Here is a 19,060-nt window from a genome sequence, read left to right on the forward strand (position 1 = left end):
GCTAATTTCCGAAGTCGTTAAAAGTATTTTATCTCAAAAGATCAACTAAAATTTTATTACCCTGCATTACTGCATGATCCTTAGCAGTATTGCCTTTGTCATCTTTAATTGATGTATCTGCTCCATTTGACAATAACATTTTTACGATTGCTGCACGATTAAATGTGGTAGCAAAAATGAGTGCAGTTGCACCATTAAAATTAGTTTTATTGACATCTGCTCCATGTGCCATCAAAATAGCTGCAATTTCATCAAAACCCTTAAAACAAACACCCATTAAGGCTGTATTACCAGAGGCATCTTGCATATCTATGTCTTGGTTATGTTTTAAAATTTCTTCGGCAATATCATTGTATCCATAATAGGTAGCTAACAATAAAGGTGTTGAGCCTCTATTGTCTTTTGTTGAAACTACGGTGGGGTCATTATTTAAAATTTCGGCGACTGCCTGCAAATTTTCTTCTCTAATAGCGGTAAAAAGGGCTTCTTTGGTCATGGTATAAAATTAAATAAGAAAGCAACACCTAACGGTGTTGCTTAACATTTATTTATCAAAATAAATTACTTTAAATCAAAACGGTCAAGATTCATCACCTTATTCCAAGCAGCAACAAAATCTTTAACAAATTTTTCATTAGCATCTGCAGTTGCGTAAACCTCTGCTGTACCTCGAAGTTCAGAGTTTGAACCAAAAATAAGATCTGCTCTTGTCCCTGCATAAACAACTTCGCCTGTTTTACGATTGCGACCAGCAAAAGTCCTTTCATCTTCTGAAGTTGCTTTCCAAGTATTGTTGATATTAAGTAGGTTTACGAAAAAATCATTTGTTAATGAACCTTCTTTGTCTGTGAAAATCCCATGATTAGAACCATTGTAGTTTGCTCCCATTGCTCTCATTCCGCCAACTAAAACTGTCATTTCTGGCACCGTAAGTGTCAATAATTGTGCTTTATCAACTAATAACTCTTCTGCTGTAGCAATTTGATTGGGTCTAAAATAGTTTCTAAATCCATCTGCCATTGGTTCTAAAAATTTGAAAGAATCGACATCTGTCTGTTCTTGAGTTGCATCTCCTCTACCCGCAGTAAATGGAACTGCTATTGTATGTCCTGCATTATTTGCTGCCATTTCAACACCTACACCACCTGCTAATACGATTAAATCTGCCATTGATACTTTTGTATCACCAGATTGCGATGTATTAAAATTGTTCTGAATTTCTTCAAGAACATCTAACACTTTTGCAAGTTGCGTAGGGTTGTTAACTTCCCAATTTTTTTGTGGCTCTAATCTAATACGTGCTCCGTTTGCACCACCTCGCATATCTGAACCTCTGTAAGTTGATGCTGCACCCCAAGCTGTTGTAACTAATTGTGGTATAGTAAGCCCTGAAGATACTATTGAATCTTTTAATGAAGCAATATCGTTTTCATTTATTGAGCTTCTAGTTGAAACTGAAATAGGGTCTTGCCATAATAACTCCTCATTAGGAACTTCGGGTCCTAGGTATCTAGAAATAGGCCCCATATCACGGTGTGTCAATTTATACCATGCTTTTGCAAAAGCATCTTCAAACTCTTTAGGGTTATCCATAAAATGTTTTGAAATCTTAGCATAAGTGGGATCCATTTTCAATGCCATATCTGCAGTTGACATCATTAAATCTTGTGACTTAGACGCGTCATGTGCCATAGGAGCTTTTGGAGCATTTGATGCGTCTGTAGGTCTCCATTGATGCGCACCAGCAGGACTTTTTGTTAATTCCCATTCGTTCTCAAGCAACATCTTAAAATAGTCATGATCCCATCGTACTGGATTAGGTGTCCATGCTCCTTCAAGACCACTTGTAATTGTATCATCTCCTTTTCCAGAACCAAAAGTATTTAACCATCCTAGTCCTTGCGCTTCAATCTTACCTCCTTCTGGTTCAATACCCACGTGTGCATCTCCATCGCCGGCGCCATGGGTTTTACCAAAAGTATGACCACCTGCTACAAGTGCCACTGTTTCATAATCATTCATAGCCATACGACCAAAAGTTTCACGAATATCATGTGCAGAACCTAGCGGGTTTGGTTCTCCATTTGGTCCTTCAGGATTAACATAGATTAGTCCCATGTGAGCAGCTGCTAATGGCTTTTCTAATTCACCTTCTTTTTCATAACGTGCTTCATTACCCATCCACTCAGTCTCTGAACCCCAGTAAATATCTTGCTCTGGTTCCCAAACATCTTCTCTTCCTCCTGCAAAACCAAATGTTTCAAAGCCCATTGATTCTAATGCACAATTTCCTGCAAGTATCATTAAATCTGCCCAAGAAATTTTATTACCGTATTTTTGTTTAATAGGCCAAAGTAAAAGTCTTGCTTTATCAAGGTTACCATTATCTGGCCAGCTGTTTAATGGAGCAAATCTTTGGTTCCCTGTATTTCCTCCACCACGTCCGTCTGTTACTCTATACGTTCCTGCACTATGCCATGCCATACGAATAAAGAAACCACCATAGTTACCATAATCTGCTGGCCACCATTCTTGAGAGTCTGTCATTAAATTAAGTAAGTCCTTTTTCAAAGTATCAAAGTCGAGGCTTTTAAAGGCTTCGGCATAATTAAAATCTGTTCCCATTGGGTCATTTTTGCTAGCGTGTTGACGTAGCACATTTAATTTTAATCTATTGGGCCACCACTTTCGGTTAGTAGTTCCACTGCCTGCTGATTGCTGTAATGCTCCATCTGCAAAATAAGGGCATTGACTTTTTGCTCCATTAATATCCCATGCCTCTCCTTTATTATGACTCATAATATGTATGTTTTAATTAATTAGGTTTAATTTTTAAGAAAATAAAAATAAAGATTCTTTAAAGGTTTATTTACTATAGTTCATTGTATGTAATAATCTAGTGATTGATAAAAGCTATACTCAACAGCTCCATATATAAGATTATCAAATCCTGTTTAAAATTGCTGCAGCTTCATTTAAGGTTACTTCTGTTTTTGCGAAGCATACGCGTATTTGTTTAAAATCCTCTTTATTAGCGTTAAATACTGATGTTGGTATTGTTGCAACTCCGTATTCTTTTGTTAGATTTTCTGCAAATATGATATCGCTTTCTTCGGAAATATTACTATAATCTAGTAGTTGAAAATAGGTGCCCTGAGACGGAATTATTTTAAACCTTGATAATTTCAGCTTTGCTATAAAATAATCCCTTTTTTGTTGGTAAAAACCAGGTAAATCCAAATAATGCGACGGTGTTTTGAGGTATTCTGAAAGGGCTAATTGCATAGGGTGATTAACACAAAAAACATTGTACTGATGTACTTTTTGAAACTCTTTCATCAAATTTTGTGGAGCAAGGCAATACCCTAATTTCCATCCCGTATTGTGGAACGTTTTGCCAAAAGATGCTATTATGAATGTTCTTTTTGAAAGTGCTTCAAATTTAGCAGCACTTTGATGATTGTTACCGTCAAAAATAATGTGCTCATATACTTCATCACTAATAACAAAAAGATTTTTCTCTTCTGAAATTTGCTGCAATTGTAACATATCGTTTTCAGAAAAAAGCATTCCACTAGGATTATGTGGACTGTTAACGATTATCATTTTTGTATTTCTGGAAATTTTATCTCGCACTTTATCCCAGTCTGGTTGATATGTAGGTGATTGTAATTGAATATATCTAACTATTCCACCAAAAAGCTCAATAGTTGGCGCATAACAATCGTATGCAGGTGTAAAAATGATGACTTCATCACCTTTTGAAATAGTAGCTGCGATGGCAGTGAAAATTGCTTGGGTAGCTCCTGCTGTTATTGTAATTTCATTAGATGGGTTATATGCTTTATTATAAAGTTTCTTTACTTTATGCGCGATGGTTTCACGCAAAGAAATAGCTCCTGCCATGGGTGCATATTGATTATTACCTTCAATCATTGCTTTATTTACAAGCGAAATAAGTTTAGGATCACTAGGGAAATTAGGAAATCCTTGAGAGAGATTTATAGCATCATAATCTAAAGCCATTTTACTCATTATTGAAAATATAGAAATTGCGATTTCAGGCAGTTTTGACATGATTATTTGCGAAATATGTGATAAAAGACAAAATTTAATCTATATGAGTTAAATTAAACACGCTAATATAGTGAATATTCATATCTTGCACACTGTTTGAAATATGTATCCCCAAATATGAAATTTCTCCCCTACTTAGTTCTATGTTTTGCGTTCTCAATTTCTTGTTATGCACAACAAAAAGATGTTGACTCATTACAAAAAAGACAAGAAACAATTCAACGAATTGAAAAATTACTGGACTCATCTGAATATTATTATCAAAGAGGAAGCTATTCACGCTCTTTAAAAGTAAATATTGCCATCGTTGAGCTTGCAATATCAATTAAAGACTCTAATAATATTTACAAAGGTTATCGTTATCTTGGTTATGATTATCTTATGATGAATGATACTCTTTTGACAAAAGAAAGTTTTATCAATGCAAAAAATGTTGTTCAAGACGGTAATGAACTAAGTACAAAAGCTGAGAATCAAATGGATTTAGCAAATCTATATTCTAGCGCATATGGCAATTTTGAAAAAGCTATTGAATATCACAAAAACTCTATTTCACTTTACAAAAAATCTAAGGATTCTGTAGGCTTAGCAAAGGCCTATTATAATACTATTTTAACCTGTAATGACCTTAATCATATAAATGAAGGTTACGCATATTTAAAGCTATTTAAGTCTTTTAGAAAATTTCAGCCTGAAAATTACAATAAATCTATTGATAATCAATGGAGTTTATATTATCTGCATAACAAAGATTATACAAAAGCAAATGAATATTCAAAGAGCGTGATTGAAGATTCTCTAGCTTCTGAATACCCTTTAGAACTATCTACTGCCTATAGAAATTACGCAAAAGGTTTAAACGCCATAGGGAATTATAAAGATGCATATAAATACAGTATTAAACATCTTGAATTTCAAAAAGAGAATATGCAGGTGAGACAAGATGCTCAATCAAATGCTATTTCATCAAAATTTCAAGTTGAACAGTATAAACGGCAAGCAGAAACAGAAAAAGAAAAAAGAAGGCTACAAGATCAAGTAGCTTCTAGCAATAATATTATCAAAAATTTTTTAATTATAGTATGCTTAATAGGTTTGTTTCTTTTCATTTCACTCTTTGTAGCTTACACAAAAAGACGTGAATTAAACAAAGCCCTTCAAATTAAAAACCAAGAATATCTTGAAGCCAAAAAAAAATCTGAACATTTATCTAAAGCTAAAAGCAAATTTTTCTCCACAGTAAGTCACGAGCTAAGAACTCCTCTATATGGTGTTATTGGTCTAAGCACAATTCTATTAGAGGATAAAAAGCTACAGTCGCATAAAAAAGATTTGAGTTCTTTAAAATTTTCTGCGGATTACCTATTAGCTCTTATCAACGATGTATTGCAAATAAATAAAATTGATTCAGATAATATTGATAATGATAAGGTTACTTTTAACACCCAAGATTTAATAAAAAATATTGTAGCCTCATTTGAGTACATGCGCATACAAAACAAGAATAAAATTGAAATCAATATAGATGATGAAGTTCCTAAAATGGTCTTTGGAAATGCAACACGATTGTCACAAATTTTGATGAATATAATTGGAAATGCTTGCAAGTTTACTGAAAATGGAATTATAAAAATATCTATTAAACACATTGCAACAACGAATAAATCTGCTAGAATACGTTATTCAATAAGTGACAACGGAATAGGAATTGCAAAGGAAAAGCAAAAGTCAATTTTTGATGAGTTCACTCAAGTAGGAAATTTGCAATACACCTATCAAGGCACGGGTCTTGGTCTTCCAATTGTAAAAAAACTTTTAAAATTATCAAATTCAAAAATTACTGTAGATAGTGAAATCAACAAAGGCGCAACATTTACTTTTGATCTTGATTTCAAAATAGTCTCTTCAATTGATGTTATAAAAGAAAAACCTTTAATTGACGTAAATTTTTTAAAAGGTAAAAAAATCCTCGTAGCAGAAGATAACCGTATCAACCAGATAGTAACAAAAAAAATCCTTGAGAAAAAGGAAATTTATTGTGTGGTAGTTGAAAATGGAAAAGAAGCTGTTAAGAAAGTTAAAAATGAAAAGTTTGATCTCATCTTAATGGACTTAAATATGCCAATTATGGATGGTTTTAAAGCAACCGTTTTAATAAGAAAATTCAATCCTAATATTCCTATTGTAGCATTAACTGCCGTTGAAATTGAAGAAGTTAGAAATGAAATTTATTTTGTAGGCATGAATGATATTATTATTAAACCGTACGATATAAATCAGTTTGTACAGACAATTGCAGAGAACATGATCAACCCTAAAAAAAATGCACAAAATAAAAAAGTCGTTTAATTGGGCTAATAATATCAGAGATAAAATTCACAGTATTTCTCTTCGGAAATGTATTGATATAAAAACCCTACATCATAATTTATGGTGTAGGGTTTTTATTAATTTAAAATCTGTGTAAGTAAAAAAACTACCCTTTTAAGCTTGCTGAAAGATATTCGCGATTCATTCTAGCTATATTTTCTAAAGAAATTCCTTTAGGGCATTCTACCTCACAAGCACCTGTGTTTGTACAGTTACCAAAACCTTCTTTATCCATCTGTTCAACCATGTTTAAAACACGTGTAGTAGCCTCCACTTGTCCTTGTGGTAACAACGCATATTGTGATACTTTTGCAGATGTAAACAACATTGCACTTGCATTTTTGCAGGCCGCAACACATGCTCCACAACCTATACAAGTTGCCGCGTAGAAAGCGTCATCTGCATTTTCCTTTTCAATAGGAATTGCATTTGCATCAATTGTGTTACCAGAGGTATTTACAGACACATAACCACCTGCTTGTTGAATTCTATCAAAAGAAGAACGATCAATCATTAAATCCTTAACAACTGGAAATGCTTTTGCTCTAAATGGCTCAATAGTAATTGTATCTCCATCATTGAACTTACGCATGTGTAATTGACATGTTGTTACTAATCTATCTGGTCCATGAGGCTCTCCATTAATTTGTAATGAACAACTTCCACAAATTCCTTCACGACAATCGTGATCAAAAACTACGGGTTCATCACCTTTATTGATTAAATCTTCGTTCAACACGTCAAGCATTTCTAGGAAAGACATATCACCTTCTACGCCATCAATAGGATATGTTTGGATACTTCCCTTAGAAGTTGCATCTGCTTGTCTCCAAATTTTTAAATTTAATTTCATCTGTATGTTGTTTTTTAAGATGAATACAATGTTTTAAGACATTGTATTGTTTCTTATTTATACGATCGTGTTTTTAATTCTATGTTTTCGAAGACAAGTTCTTCTTTATGTAGTACCGCATCTTTAGGAGCTCCTTTATATTCCCAAGCCGCTACATATTTAAAGTTTTCATCGTCGCGTAATGCTTCACCTTTTTGCTCACCACTTTGTTCTACACTCTCTTCTCTAAAGTGTCCTCCAGCAGATTCGTTTCTATTCAAAGCGTCTTTTGCAAATAGCTCTCCTAATTCAAGAAAATCTGCAACACGCCCAGCTTTTTCAAGCTCTTGATTTAACTCATTTTTTGTACCGGGAACTTTTACATTTGCCCAAAAATCTGCTCTAAGTGTTGCTATTTCATCAATGGCTTCCTGCAAGTCTTTTGCATTACGAGACATACCACATTTATTCCACATGATTTTACCAAGTTTTTTATGGTAATAATCTACAGAATGTTGCCCGCTACCGTTCATCAATTTATTTATACGCTCTTCAACATCCTTTTGTGCTTGGTCAAACTCAGCCGTATCTGTTGGTATTTTTCCAGTTCTAATATCGTGAGATAAATAGTCCCCAATTGTATAAGGAAGTACAAAATAACCATCAGCAAGACCTTGCATTAATGCGGAAGCTCCAAGTCTATTTGCACCATGATCACTAAAATTAGCTTCACCTGCAGCATATAGTCCTTCAACTGTAGTTTGTAAGTTATAATCAACCCAAAGACCTCCCATTGTATAATGTACTGCTGGGTAAATCATCATTGGTGTTTTGTATGGGTTTTCATCAACAATTTTCTCATACATCTGGAAAAGATTACCGTACTTGTTTTCAATTACGGCTTTTCCTAAATCGTATATTTCTTGTTCACTTGGATTTTCGGCGTGATTAATTGTTGCTTGTTCTTTTCCATAGCGCTTAATTGCACTTGCGAAATCTAAGTATACTGCCTCTCCTGTTTTGTTTACACCAAAACCGGCATCACAACGCTCCTTAGCAGCTCTTGACGCAACATCTCGTGGCACAAGGTTACCAAATGCAGGGTAACGACGCTCTAAATAATAATCTCTTTCGTCTTCTTTAAGATCCGTAGGTTTTTTCTTTCCTTCTCTAATTGCAACAGAATCTTCCTTTTTCTTAGGAACCCAAATTCTTCCATCATTACGTAAAGACTCTGACATCAATGTTAATTTTGATTGATGGTCTCCAGAAACTGGAATACAAGTAGGGTGTATTTGTGTATAACATGGGTTTGCCATGAATGCACCTCTTCGGTGAGCTTTCCATGCTGCTGTTACATTACTTCCCATGGCGTTAGTTGAAAGGAAAAATACATTTCCGTAGCCACCAGTAGCAAGTACTACAGCATGTGCTGAATGTCTTTCAATTTTTCCAGTGACTAAATCACGAGCAATAATTCCTCTCGCTTTACCTCCTACCTTTACAACGTCAAGCATTTCATGACGATTAAATGGCTGGATTTTTCCACGGTTAATTTGGCGATTCATAGCTGAATAAGCTCCTAATAAAAGCTGTTGTCCTGTTTGTCCTTTTGCATAAAAAGTTCTTGAAACAAGAACCCCTCCAAAAGATCGGTTATCTAACAACCCACCATACTCACGTGCAAAAGGAACTCCTTGCGCAACGCACTGGTCAATGATATTTGCAGAAACCTCAGCAAGACGATACACGTTTGACTCTCTTGAGCGATAATCCCCACCTTTTACTGTATCATAGAAAAGACGATAGTTACTATCTCCATCTCCTTGATAGTTTTTTGCTGCATTAATACCCCCTTGTGCTGCAATTGAGTGTGCGCGTCGCGGAGAATCTTGGTAACAAAATGTTTTTACATTATAGCCTAACTCTGCAAGTGTTGCAGCGGCACTACCTCCTGCAAGTCCAGTTCCTACAACAATAACATCAATGTTACGCTTGTTTGCTGGATTTACAAGATTAATATTGTTTTTATGATTTGTCCACTTATCTGCTAAGGGTCCTTCAGGTGTTTTTGAATCTAATATCGACATAGCTTGATGTGTTTAGTGTGGCAATTGATTTAAGTGTAAGTAAAGGGCTATAAAAATAAAGCCAGCTGGTATTACGATGGCATACACTTTTGCAAATTTTGTCAACGCCACTGAGTATTTATTATTAAAACCAACACTTTGAAACGATGATGCAAACCCATGCCATAAGTGAACGGCAAGTAATAAAAATGCAACAACGTATATTCCTACACGAATTGGGCTTTCAAATTTATGTACTAACTCCTCATAGTACCTAAAACCACTATTTACGTTGTCTGGATCAATAAGGCCACTCATGTCTCCTTTAAAATATTTTACGTTTAATTCTGGCGCCCAAAAGTCATAAAAATGTAATCCCAAAAAAGCTAAAATAACTAATCCTGAAATTATCATATTTCTAGAAGCCCAGCTAGCATTAGCACTTCCTTTATAAGACGCATATTTCACGGCACGTGCATTACGGTTTCTTATTTCAAGAATGAAGCCCATAATAAAATGGAATACAACGCCAAAAATTAAAACGGGTTGTAATAAAAATTGAACAATGGGATTAGTTCCCATAAAATGGGAGGTTTCATTAAATGTATCAGGCGAAAAAACTGACATTAAATTGATTGTAAAATGTTGTCCTAAAAAGAATACTAAGAACAAGCCCGAAAGTGCCATGGCAACTTTTCTAGCAATTGAAGAGGATATTATTCCCATTATGGTTGTGTTTTCAAAATGTTTAGTACTACAAAAATACGTCTCAAAATGCTGTTAAGCAAATATTACATACTATTAAAAGTAATTTGTATTCATTTTACATTACTCTAAAACTAAAGCTTGCTTTGTGCTTTTACCTGCTGTTTTAATTAAAATCTCATACGTTCCCTTTGTCAAATAAAAAGTACCATTATCTGCTTGAAATGCTCCTGAGCCATCTCGCTCTAATTGTTTTTTTCCTTTTTCTGAAACACTAAGATTATAATCAATAATATTGAACCCTTTATTTAAATTAACACTCCAAGATTTCAATTCTTTTCCGTTTTCATTATTGACTAAAATTTCGGCTTTGCCTGCTACTGGCGTATAAACCTGTAGTTTTTCAGAAGGTTCATAGACATCTCCGTATTGATTAAAACCGGTGCTTCCCCAACGACGAGAGGCCCTTTGATTTGAAATTTCAGCAAGCATTAAATTGCTCATATTTGCTTCGGAAATTTGCTGAACCAAAGAAATATCTGCGATATAAATGGAGCGGCCATGTGTCCCTACAACCAAATCTTTATCGCGCTGTTGAACTACTAAGTCATGCACTGCCACAGCAGGCAACCCATTGTTAAATGCCTCCCAACTTTTACCTCTATTGAACGATACATAAGCACCATTATCTGTCCCTAGGTATAATACGTTTTCATTTGACGGATCTTCTCTAATGACGTTTACAGGAGACATAGGCAAGTTGTTAGAAATTGCTGTCCATGTTGCTCCATAGTTATCGCTCATATACACATATGATGTAAAATCATCCCAACGATAGCCATTTAAAGCTACATAAACCCGTTCTTTTTTATGCTGTGAAGCAATCACGCGACTCACCCATAAATCTTTTGGTAATGTCCCTGTAATATTTTGCCAGTCACTACCTCCGTTTCTTGTTACTTGTACTATTCCATCATCACTTCCTGTATATAATAATCCAAATTGGAATGTTGATTCATCAAATGACGAAATTGTACCATAAGCCACATTTCCTTGCTTCCCTCCATTTGTAACATCTGGTGAAATTGCAGTCCAGTCTGTTCCTTGATTCATAGATCGCATTAATTTATTGCCACCTAAATAAAGAATATCTTGATTATGCGAACTTAACAAAATAGGGGTCTGCCAATTAAAACGATATGGACTATCACCTAACTCATGTTTAGGCTGAATGTATGTTTGCTCGTCAGTCTTTCTATTAAGCCTAAAATAGTTTCCAAATTGGAATCCAGTATATACAACATTACTATCACGGTTATCAATTTGTATTTGCATTCCATCTCCACCCATAATAAACTCAAAAGGATATTTACCATTTTGCTTCCATCCTGGATTTTCCTCATTTGTGTGAGCGCCTACCCAAACACCATTGTCCTGTAATCCTCCGTACACATTATAGGGCTCTTCATTATCCACATTAATAGCGTAAAATTGACCCACAGAAGAAGCATTGTTTTTTATCCAATTTTCTCCATCGTCGTAACTAATATTTACTCCTCCATCGTTTCCGTTAATGAGATGACCAGGCATATTTGGATTAATCCATAACGCGTGATGGTCTGCATGCACATTATTTGCCGAAATTGATGTGAATGTTTTTCCTCCGTCTTTTGATTTTAAGATAGGGACTCCATAAATATAAATACCGTCTTTATTGCTAGGATCTACATGTATCTTCCCAAAATAATACCCATAACTATAATAAATACCATCAAGAAAACCCTCATGTGTTTTAGCCCATGTTTTTCCACCATCTGTACTTTTGTAAACCTCAGTTCCAATAACTGGGGTGTCAAACAGCATAGAATTTGCATCTTCTAAATATTTAGCCAAATCAACAGGTTTAACCGTACCTCCTCGTACCATTGATTTAACATTATCTGCTCTGTATTTTTCCTGAAACCCATTATTTTTTAAATAAGCGTTTAGTTTTTTATCATCAAGTGCTAAAAACTGACTTGATGTCATAGTTTTAAATTGTTCTTTTGAAAGTTCATCACCTTTTTGAGTTTGTTTTCCACCATCACGTCTTGCTTGATTATCATGAATAGCATACACTATATTTGCGTCCACTACAGCAAGCCCTATTCTTCCAACGCCCTCTCCAGTAGGAAAACCACTATTAGGAGTAGAAACTTTTGTCCATGAGCCCCCACCATCTATGCTTTTATAAATTGCACTACCCGTTCCACTTCCTCTAAAGTCCCACGCTTTTCTGTCTTTATCCCAAGATGAAGCATACATTAAATTAAAATTTTTAGGGTCAGCGTCCATTTCAATAATCCCGCTTTGATTGTTAACAAACAATGTTTGTGTCCAAGTTTTTCCACCATCCATTGTTTTGTAAACCCCGCGTTCGTCATTAGTGGAGTATAAATGCCCTACTGCGGCAATAACCACCTCGTTTGCATTATTAGGGTTAATGATAATTTTTGAAATATGGTGACTATCGGTAAGCCCCATGTTTTCCCAAGTTTTTCCACTGTCATTTGATTTTAAAACACCTATACCTGCATAACTTGAACGAGATGCATTTACCTCACCAGTACCAACCCATATTGTGTTTTTTGTCCAATCCACCGCTAAAGAACCCACATTTTGAGTTAGGCTTGAATCTAAAACAGGAGTAAATGTGGTTCCGTTATTTTTAGTATGCCAAACTCCTCCACTTGCATAACCAACATAAAATTCAGTTGGATTACTAGGGTTTACGGCTAAGTCAACAACACGACCACTCATAATAGTTGGGCCAATATTTTTAAAAGGAACATCTTTTACTAAAGAGGCAGCTATTAATTGTTCTTTTTGCTGGAGCGCTGTTGCAACATTATTAGATGTAGTTGCTGGTTGTTGTGCAAATGCGTAAAATGAAATTAAACACATTGCAAGGAGGAAATAATTTTTCATTTGGTTGATTTAAAGTTGAAAAGTACTTAAACACAAAAATAACTCAAAATAATTCGAGGAAGTTTAACACCTTTGATGAATCAATTTTTAACTTCGGAAATATTAACAAATTACTATATGTTACCGTCTAAAAAACATTTAGAACTTTATATAAAAAAGTATCTCCCTAAGGAAACTTCAACCGAAAAAATATCTTTTATTTTAGAGAAGTTTTCTTTTTTAACTCTTGAAAAAAATAATTTTTTAGTGGCTGCAGGTTCTATTTGTCAATACTTCTGTTTTATTGAAAGTGGGATTCTACAACATACAATTATGATTGATGGCGTTGAAAAAACCACCTATTTAGGATTAAAAAATAGCGCAACATCTGCACTCAATAGTTTTAAAAATAGTATTCCGTCTAGAAAAAACATTAAAGCGATAAGTGATTGTGAATTGTGGGCTTTAACTATTAAAGATTTTCAAGAGTTATTAGAGTTTAATCCTGTTTTTAAAACCTTTTACTTTAATTTAATTGAAAATCAAATTTTCCTTATTGATGATTATCGCATCAATCTTTTAATATTGAGTCCTGAAGAACGTTATTTGAAAATGCTAGAAAACGAACCCACTTTACTTCAACAAGTTCCTCTCCAGTATCTATCTTCTTTTTTGGGTATTTCCTCAAGGCACATGAGTCGAATTAGGAAAAATTCTATTTAATGCCATTTGGCTGATTATTTAGGCAATTCTTTAATTATTTTTGATGCTAAGAAGTTTTAGGCTTGTTACTTTTCCGAAGAACACTTTAATAAAATCTTATAGATTATCAATACATTTTCATCTAGGTGGAAATGAAAAATTAAAACATTACAATGAAATATCATCCTATAGACCGTAATCTTTTTATAAAAAACCGCAAAAATTTTATGGCTAAAATGAAGCCGTCAAGCCTTGCTGTTTTTAATAGTAACGACGTTTATCCTGTTAGTGCAGATAGCACAATGCCTTTTGAACAATCGCGTGACATCTTTTACTTGAGCGGCGTGGATCAAGAGGAAAGCATTTTGGTTTTATTTCCAGATGCTCCAAACCCAAAGCATAGAGAAATGCTTTTTTTAACTGAAACAAACGAGCATATTGCTGTATGGGAAGGTGAGAAACTTACAAAGGACAAGGCGTTTGAAACTAGCGGTGTAAAAACAGTTTTCTGGCTTAAAGAGTTTGACAAAGTTTTTTACGAGGTAATGACTCAAGTGGATACTATATATTTTAATACTAATGAGCATTACCGTGCAAATGTAGCGACAGAGACCCGTGAAGCTCGTTTTATTAAAGCAACTAAAGATAAATTTCCAGCACACAGTTGGGCAAAAAGCAATCCTATTTTACAGAGATTACGGTCGGTAAAAGATCAAATAGAAATTGATTTAATGCAAACCGCTTGTGATATTACCGAAAAAGGATTCCGTCGCGTACTAGGTTTTGTAAAACCTGGTGTTTGGGAATTTGATATTGAAGCCGAATTTATGCACGAGTTTTTAAAAAACCGTTCAAAAAAATTCGCTTATACCCCTATTGTTGCAAGTGGAAATAATGCAAACGTTTTACATTATATTGAAAACAATCAAGAATGTAAAGCAGGTGATTTAATTTTACTTGATGTAGGTGCAGAGTACGCAAATTACAGTAGCGACATGTCTCGAACAATCCCAGTAAGTGGTCGTTTTACAGACAGACAAAAACAAGTGTATAATGCGGTTAATCGTGTTAAAAACGATGCTACAAAAATGCTTGTTCCTGGAACTATGTGGGCAGAATATCATGTAGAAGTTGGTAAATTAATGACTAGCGAATTAATACGACTTGGGTTGCTCGACAAAGCTGATGTTAAAAACGAAAATCCAGATTGGCCTGCTTATAAAAAATATTTTATGCACGGTACATCTCACCACATAGGTCTTGACACACATGATTATGGATTATTGTATGAGCCAATGCAAGCTGGAAATGTTTTCACGGTAGAGCCGGGAATTTATATTCCTGATGAAGGTTTTGGAATTCGTTTAGAAGATGATTTGGTTATTCAAAAAACTGGCGAGCCTTTTAACTTAATGCGTGATATTCCTATTGAAGCTGATGAAATTGAGGATTTGATGAACTAGTAATCCCTTTTTATTAATTTAAATATATTTAGAGCTATAAATGCTATAAATGCAGGCAACACCCATCCCATACTTTGCTTGGATAATGGAATAAATGACCTAACTGCATCTAGACTTCCTTCAGGAACAAAAAACTGAAGGAAATCTGGAATGCTAAAAATCAATGTTGTAATTGTTACTACTCTAAAAACTAACGGAGTGCTATATTTTTTAGGCAATATATTGAGTAGTATCAACACAATAGTTATAGGATAAATAAACATAAGCGCTGGCACAGCCGCAGCAATTATGTAAGCAACTCCATAGTGACCAACTGCGACTCCAATAATGCACCCTAAAACAGCAGTAATAGTATAAGCCTTTTGCGAGCTTTTAGTGAGTCCCTTTACAAAATCTGCTGTTCCAGTAACAATACCAACAGCAGTTGTAAAACAAGCTAATGCTACTAAAATCCCTAAGAATGCTGTCCCAATGTTACCTAATGTGTTTGTACTTAACAACGTAAGTAATTGGGTCCTATTTTCTATTAAAACAGTACCACTATATAAAGCTCCTAGTGCAATTAATCCACCATAAATAATTAACAACCCTAATCCTGCAATAAACCCTGCTCTGGCAATCATTGCCTTCTTTTCTTCATAATTAAATTTACCTTGCAACGCAAGCGAGACAACGATTACTGCCCCTACAACAACTCCTCCAATGGCGTCAAAAGTTTGATATCCTTCAAGAATTCCATCAGTGAATGAATTATCAAAAATACTAGCTCGAATAGGCTCAACATCTGTAAACAAACCAATACAAATAATACACATTAAAATGAGGACAATTAAAGGTGTAAGAAACTTGCCAATTAAACTTAAAATTTTTGTCCTGTTGAGTGCAAAAACAAGTACAAGTGCAAAATAAATAGTACTTACCCAAAGAGAAGAAATTTCAAAATAAGGCTGGATTGCCATTTCATAAGTTACTGATGCAGTTCGTGGAGAAGGCAAGCTTATTGAAATTGCATATACAAGAACCGCATAAATTAAGGCAAAAACAGATGACACCTTGTTTGCAAAATTGAGGATTGTTCCTTGTAATCTTGCGTGTCCGTAAATAGCTAATATGGGAATTACAACTGCAGATAAGGCAAAACCCAAAGTGACTAACAACCAATCTTTACCTGCGTTAAATCCTAAAAAAGGCGGTAAAATTAAATTTCCCGCTCCAAAAAAAAGAGAAAACAATGCAAATGCAATAACGAAGGTTTGTTTCTTGATATTCAAATTTGGTAGTTTTGCTTAAAATTGACTACCAAGATAACTAAATGAATTTACCCTACAATAACGCCTCTATTTTTTACGAAATACAAGGAACTGGTCCAGCGCTAATTCTACTTCATGGATTTTTAGAAAGCAGCTCTATCTGGAACTCCACTGTAGAAGAGTTTAAAAAAACCCACACGATAATTACTGTTGATTTGCCAGGTCACGGCAAAAGCGATGTTGTTGCAAAAACACATGAAATGGAATTAATGGCTATAATAATTTCTGAAATTTTAATTAATCACAATATAAATACAGCCTCATTTATAGGTCATTCAATGGGTGGCTATGTAGCATTAGCCTTTACAGAACTATTCCCTAATAAAGTACGAAAATTAATACTTCTTAATTCTTCAACGTACAGTGATAGTGAAGATCGAAAGAAAAACAGAGACCGAGCTATTAAATTTATAAAAAAACAAAAAAGTGCAATAATAAGCATGGCTATTAGTAATCTTTTTACTCAAGAGAATCGCGTAATGTTTGCTTCGGAAATATTAAATCTCAAAAATGAAGCTTTAAATTTTCCCTCTGAAGGAATTATTGCAAATATTAAAGGAATGCGAGACCGAAAGGATAGAACGTCTGTTCTAAAAAACTTTGGAGGGTCTAAATTAATAATTACGGGAAAAATGGATATGATAGTTCCTATTTCGGTTTCCGAAGAAATTTCCGAAGCTACAAATACACCCTTAAAAACTATTAACGGTGGGCATATGAGCTGGATCACAAATAGAAAAGAAATGTTAAACGCAATGCGTTTCATCGATTAAAAGTGTTTTTTAACGGTTATGTGGGTTATTTTATCTAGGTTTACGCTCTAAAGCTAATTGAAATGCCCAAAGCAAACAATAAACCCACTCGGCCAATTTCTGCATTAATATGTTCTATTATGGGGCATAATTATATTATTACAAACAAAATCACTAATCACATTAATGAATATAAATGTACAAACTGCAAAAACGAAGTTTGTGATAATACCAAAGGCCACCTTGAAGAATTGACTTTGAAACAACGGGAGGTAAATGAAACACTTTCGGTTTTTTTTAAGAAAAAAAGTAAAAGACAGTTAACCGCATAAAACCCCTCGCTATGCTTAAATGTAAAATTAAAGGACATAAACTTTTCGCACTTACTACTCCGCACGTACAAATTAAAAAATTTGAGTGTATGAATTGTAAAAAACAATTTACTACTGATGGATATGGTAAATATGTATCATTAACTCCATATTGGGAAAAGAATCATCAAACATTTTTAGCCTATTTTAACGAGCAACAACAAGCAACCGTCGTTTAATTATTTAGACTCATTTAAGGAATTCCAACCTCTTGCTATTATAGGGATTTTAGTATTGGCTCTTGTAACAAGGTGCACACCTTCTTTCTCTTGAGTCATGTGACCAATTATTGAAAAATTAGGGTTTGCTTTTATTTTTGGAAAATCTTCCATTGCTACTGTAAACAATAACTCATAGTCCTCTCCTCCATTCATTGCAATAGTTGTGCTGTCCATATTAAACTCTTCACTAGTTGTAATTACCTGAGGATCTAATGGTATTTTATCTTCATAAACCGTACAACCTAATTTTGATTGTTTACAAAGATGTAATACTTCACTCGATAGCCCATCACTTATATCAATCATTGAAGTAGGTAATACATCTAAATCTTTTAATAATTTAGGGACATCCTTACGCGCTTCAGGTTTTAATTGTCGTTCAATTAAGTAAGAATAAGGCTCTAAATCTGGCTGTGCATTAGGATTCACTTTAAAAACTTGGCGTTCTCTTTCTAAAATTTGTAATCCCAAATAAGCAGCTCCTAAATCACCACTCACAACAAGCAAATCATTATCATTAGCATTATTTCTGTAAACGATATCCTCTTTTTTAGCTGATCCAATTGCAGTTATACTAATTAACAAACCACTTGTTGAAGATGTAGTATCCCCTCCTACAACATCAACATTATATTTTTTCGCCGCAGCATTAATACCTTCATATAATTCCTCAAGCGCTTCAACCGGAAACCTATTTGATACTGCAATAGATACCGTAATTTGAGAAGGAACTGCATTCATCGCATAAACATCACTTAAATTTACAACTACCGCTTTGTAACCTAAATGCTTTAAAGGCATATAACTCATGTCAAAATGCACCCCTTCAACTAATAAATCTGTTGTAACCACTTGCTGCCCTTTTAATTCTAGGACCGCTGCATCATCGCCAATACTTTTTATCGTCGAAGCATGTTCAATGGTGAAAATTTTTGTCAAGTGTTCAATAAGACCAAATTCTCCTAATGAACTTATATCTGTTTTTGGAGTATTTTTATTTTCTAACATTTCATCATTAATTTAAGAATTACAAAGGTACATTTTCCCAATTTAAAGATGTGCTTAAAAGCAACATATAGATTAATTTACATTAATGTTTTAAATGATTATGTTTATTTATGAGCATCCTTTTAAAACTTAATTTTACTAAATTAAGTTTATACACTTAAAATATGTTTAAAAAGTTTAACAGTGTTTCTGTAATAAAATTATCAAATTCGCGTCTCATATTAAACTCATTTG

At 34.2% G+C, this 19,060-nt stretch carries 15 protein-coding genes; 6 read left to right on the forward strand and 9 right to left on the reverse strand.

What is annotated here, in order from left to right; genetic code table 11:
- Positions 1-28: 28 nt before the first annotated feature.
- The 3 genes from GB234_RS00875 to GB234_RS00885 form a co-directional block, all read right to left on the reverse strand.
- Complete coding sequence (locus tag GB234_RS00875) at positions 29-496, reverse strand: ankyrin repeat domain-containing protein (protein WP_151892621.1); 468 nt, start codon at positions 494-496, stop codon at positions 29-31.
- 65 nt (positions 497-561) lie between these two features.
- Positions 562-2,799 (reverse strand): catalase/peroxidase HPI, encoded by a 2,238-nt coding sequence (gene katG / locus GB234_RS00880; protein WP_151892622.1) that lies wholly within the window; start codon positions 2,797-2,799, stop codon positions 562-564.
- Positions 2,800-2,943: 144 nt separating this feature from the next.
- Positions 2,944-4,077, reverse strand: a complete 1,134-nt coding sequence (locus tag GB234_RS00885; RefSeq protein ID WP_151892623.1) for a methionine aminotransferase — start codon at positions 4,075-4,077, stop codon at positions 2,944-2,946.
- A gap of 117 nt (positions 4,078-4,194) precedes the next feature.
- Here GB234_RS00885 and GB234_RS00890 point away from each other — a divergent pair, with 117 nt between their 5' ends.
- Positions 4,195-6,426 (forward strand): response regulator, encoded by a 2,232-nt coding sequence (locus GB234_RS00890; protein ID WP_151892624.1) that lies wholly within the window; start codon positions 4,195-4,197, stop codon positions 6,424-6,426.
- A 127-nt stretch (positions 6,427-6,553) separates the two neighbouring features.
- Here GB234_RS00890 and GB234_RS00895 read toward each other — a convergent pair whose 3' ends face one another.
- From GB234_RS00895 to GB234_RS00910, 4 genes are all read right to left on the reverse strand, one after another.
- Positions 6,554-7,300: a succinate dehydrogenase/fumarate reductase iron-sulfur subunit gene (locus tag GB234_RS00895; protein ID WP_151892625.1), complete on the reverse strand. Its 747-nt coding sequence runs from the start codon at positions 7,298-7,300 to the stop codon at positions 6,554-6,556.
- Between the two features lie 53 nt (positions 7,301-7,353).
- Positions 7,354-9,369: a fumarate reductase/succinate dehydrogenase flavoprotein subunit gene (locus tag GB234_RS00900; protein WP_151892626.1), complete on the reverse strand. Its 2,016-nt coding sequence runs from the start codon at positions 9,367-9,369 to the stop codon at positions 7,354-7,356.
- A gap of 12 nt (positions 9,370-9,381) precedes the next feature.
- On the reverse strand, positions 9,382-10,074 hold the full coding sequence (locus GB234_RS00905; RefSeq protein ID WP_151892627.1) for a succinate dehydrogenase cytochrome b subunit: 693 nt from the start codon (positions 10,072-10,074) through the stop codon (positions 9,382-9,384).
- Positions 10,075-10,176: 102 nt separating this feature from the next.
- Positions 10,177-13,020, reverse strand: a complete 2,844-nt coding sequence (locus GB234_RS00910) for a WD40/YVTN/BNR-like repeat-containing protein (RefSeq protein ID WP_151892628.1) — start codon at positions 13,018-13,020, stop codon at positions 10,177-10,179.
- A 75-nt stretch (positions 13,021-13,095) separates the two neighbouring features.
- On the opposite strand from GB234_RS00910, the gene GB234_RS00915 reads away from it, so the two are divergent.
- The gene (locus tag GB234_RS00915; protein ID WP_235906033.1) at positions 13,096-13,722 is read left to right on the forward strand and encodes a Crp/Fnr family transcriptional regulator; all 627 of its coding nucleotides are present in this window, start codon (positions 13,096-13,098) and stop codon (positions 13,720-13,722) included.
- 152 nt (positions 13,723-13,874) lie between these two features.
- Positions 13,875-15,164 (forward strand): aminopeptidase P family protein, encoded by a 1,290-nt coding sequence (locus tag GB234_RS00920; protein ID WP_151892629.1) that lies wholly within the window; start codon positions 13,875-13,877, stop codon positions 15,162-15,164.
- On the opposite strand, the gene brnQ is transcribed toward GB234_RS00920, so the two are convergent.
- Positions 15,161-16,435, reverse strand: coding sequence for a branched-chain amino acid transport system II carrier protein (brnQ, locus tag GB234_RS00925; RefSeq protein WP_151892630.1), 1,275 nt, complete (start codon positions 16,433-16,435; stop codon positions 15,161-15,163). The two genes, GB234_RS00920 and brnQ, sit on opposite strands and share 4 nt — an antisense overlap.
- A gap of 41 nt (positions 16,436-16,476) precedes the next feature.
- Between brnQ and GB234_RS00930 the strand changes: the two genes are divergently transcribed.
- The 3 genes from GB234_RS00930 (at position 16,477) to GB234_RS15025 (ending at position 17,776) form a co-directional block, all read left to right on the forward strand.
- Complete coding sequence (locus tag GB234_RS00930) at positions 16,477-17,247, forward strand: alpha/beta fold hydrolase (protein WP_151892631.1); 771 nt, start codon at positions 16,477-16,479, stop codon at positions 17,245-17,247.
- 62 nt (positions 17,248-17,309) lie between these two features.
- Positions 17,310-17,558 carry a DUF1660 family phage protein gene (locus GB234_RS00935; RefSeq protein WP_151892632.1) on the forward strand — a complete coding sequence of 83 codons (249 nt, stop codon included), beginning with the start codon at positions 17,310-17,312 and terminating at the stop codon, positions 17,556-17,558.
- A gap of 11 nt (positions 17,559-17,569) precedes the next feature.
- On the forward strand, positions 17,570-17,776 hold the full coding sequence (locus GB234_RS15025) for a hypothetical protein (protein ID WP_172966823.1): 207 nt from the start codon (positions 17,570-17,572) through the stop codon (positions 17,774-17,776).
- On the opposite strand, the gene thiL is transcribed toward GB234_RS15025, so the two are convergent.
- Positions 17,777-18,826 carry a thiamine-phosphate kinase gene (thiL, locus tag GB234_RS00940; protein ID WP_151892633.1) on the reverse strand — a complete coding sequence of 350 codons (1,050 nt, stop codon included), beginning with the start codon at positions 18,824-18,826 and terminating at the stop codon, positions 17,777-17,779.
- Between the last annotated feature and the right edge of the window lie 234 nt (positions 18,827-19,060).

Source organism: Patiriisocius marinistellae, from assembly GCF_009014635.1.
In the GTDB taxonomy this organism is placed as follows: domain Bacteria; phylum Bacteroidota; class Bacteroidia; order Flavobacteriales; family Flavobacteriaceae; genus Patiriisocius; species Patiriisocius marinistellae.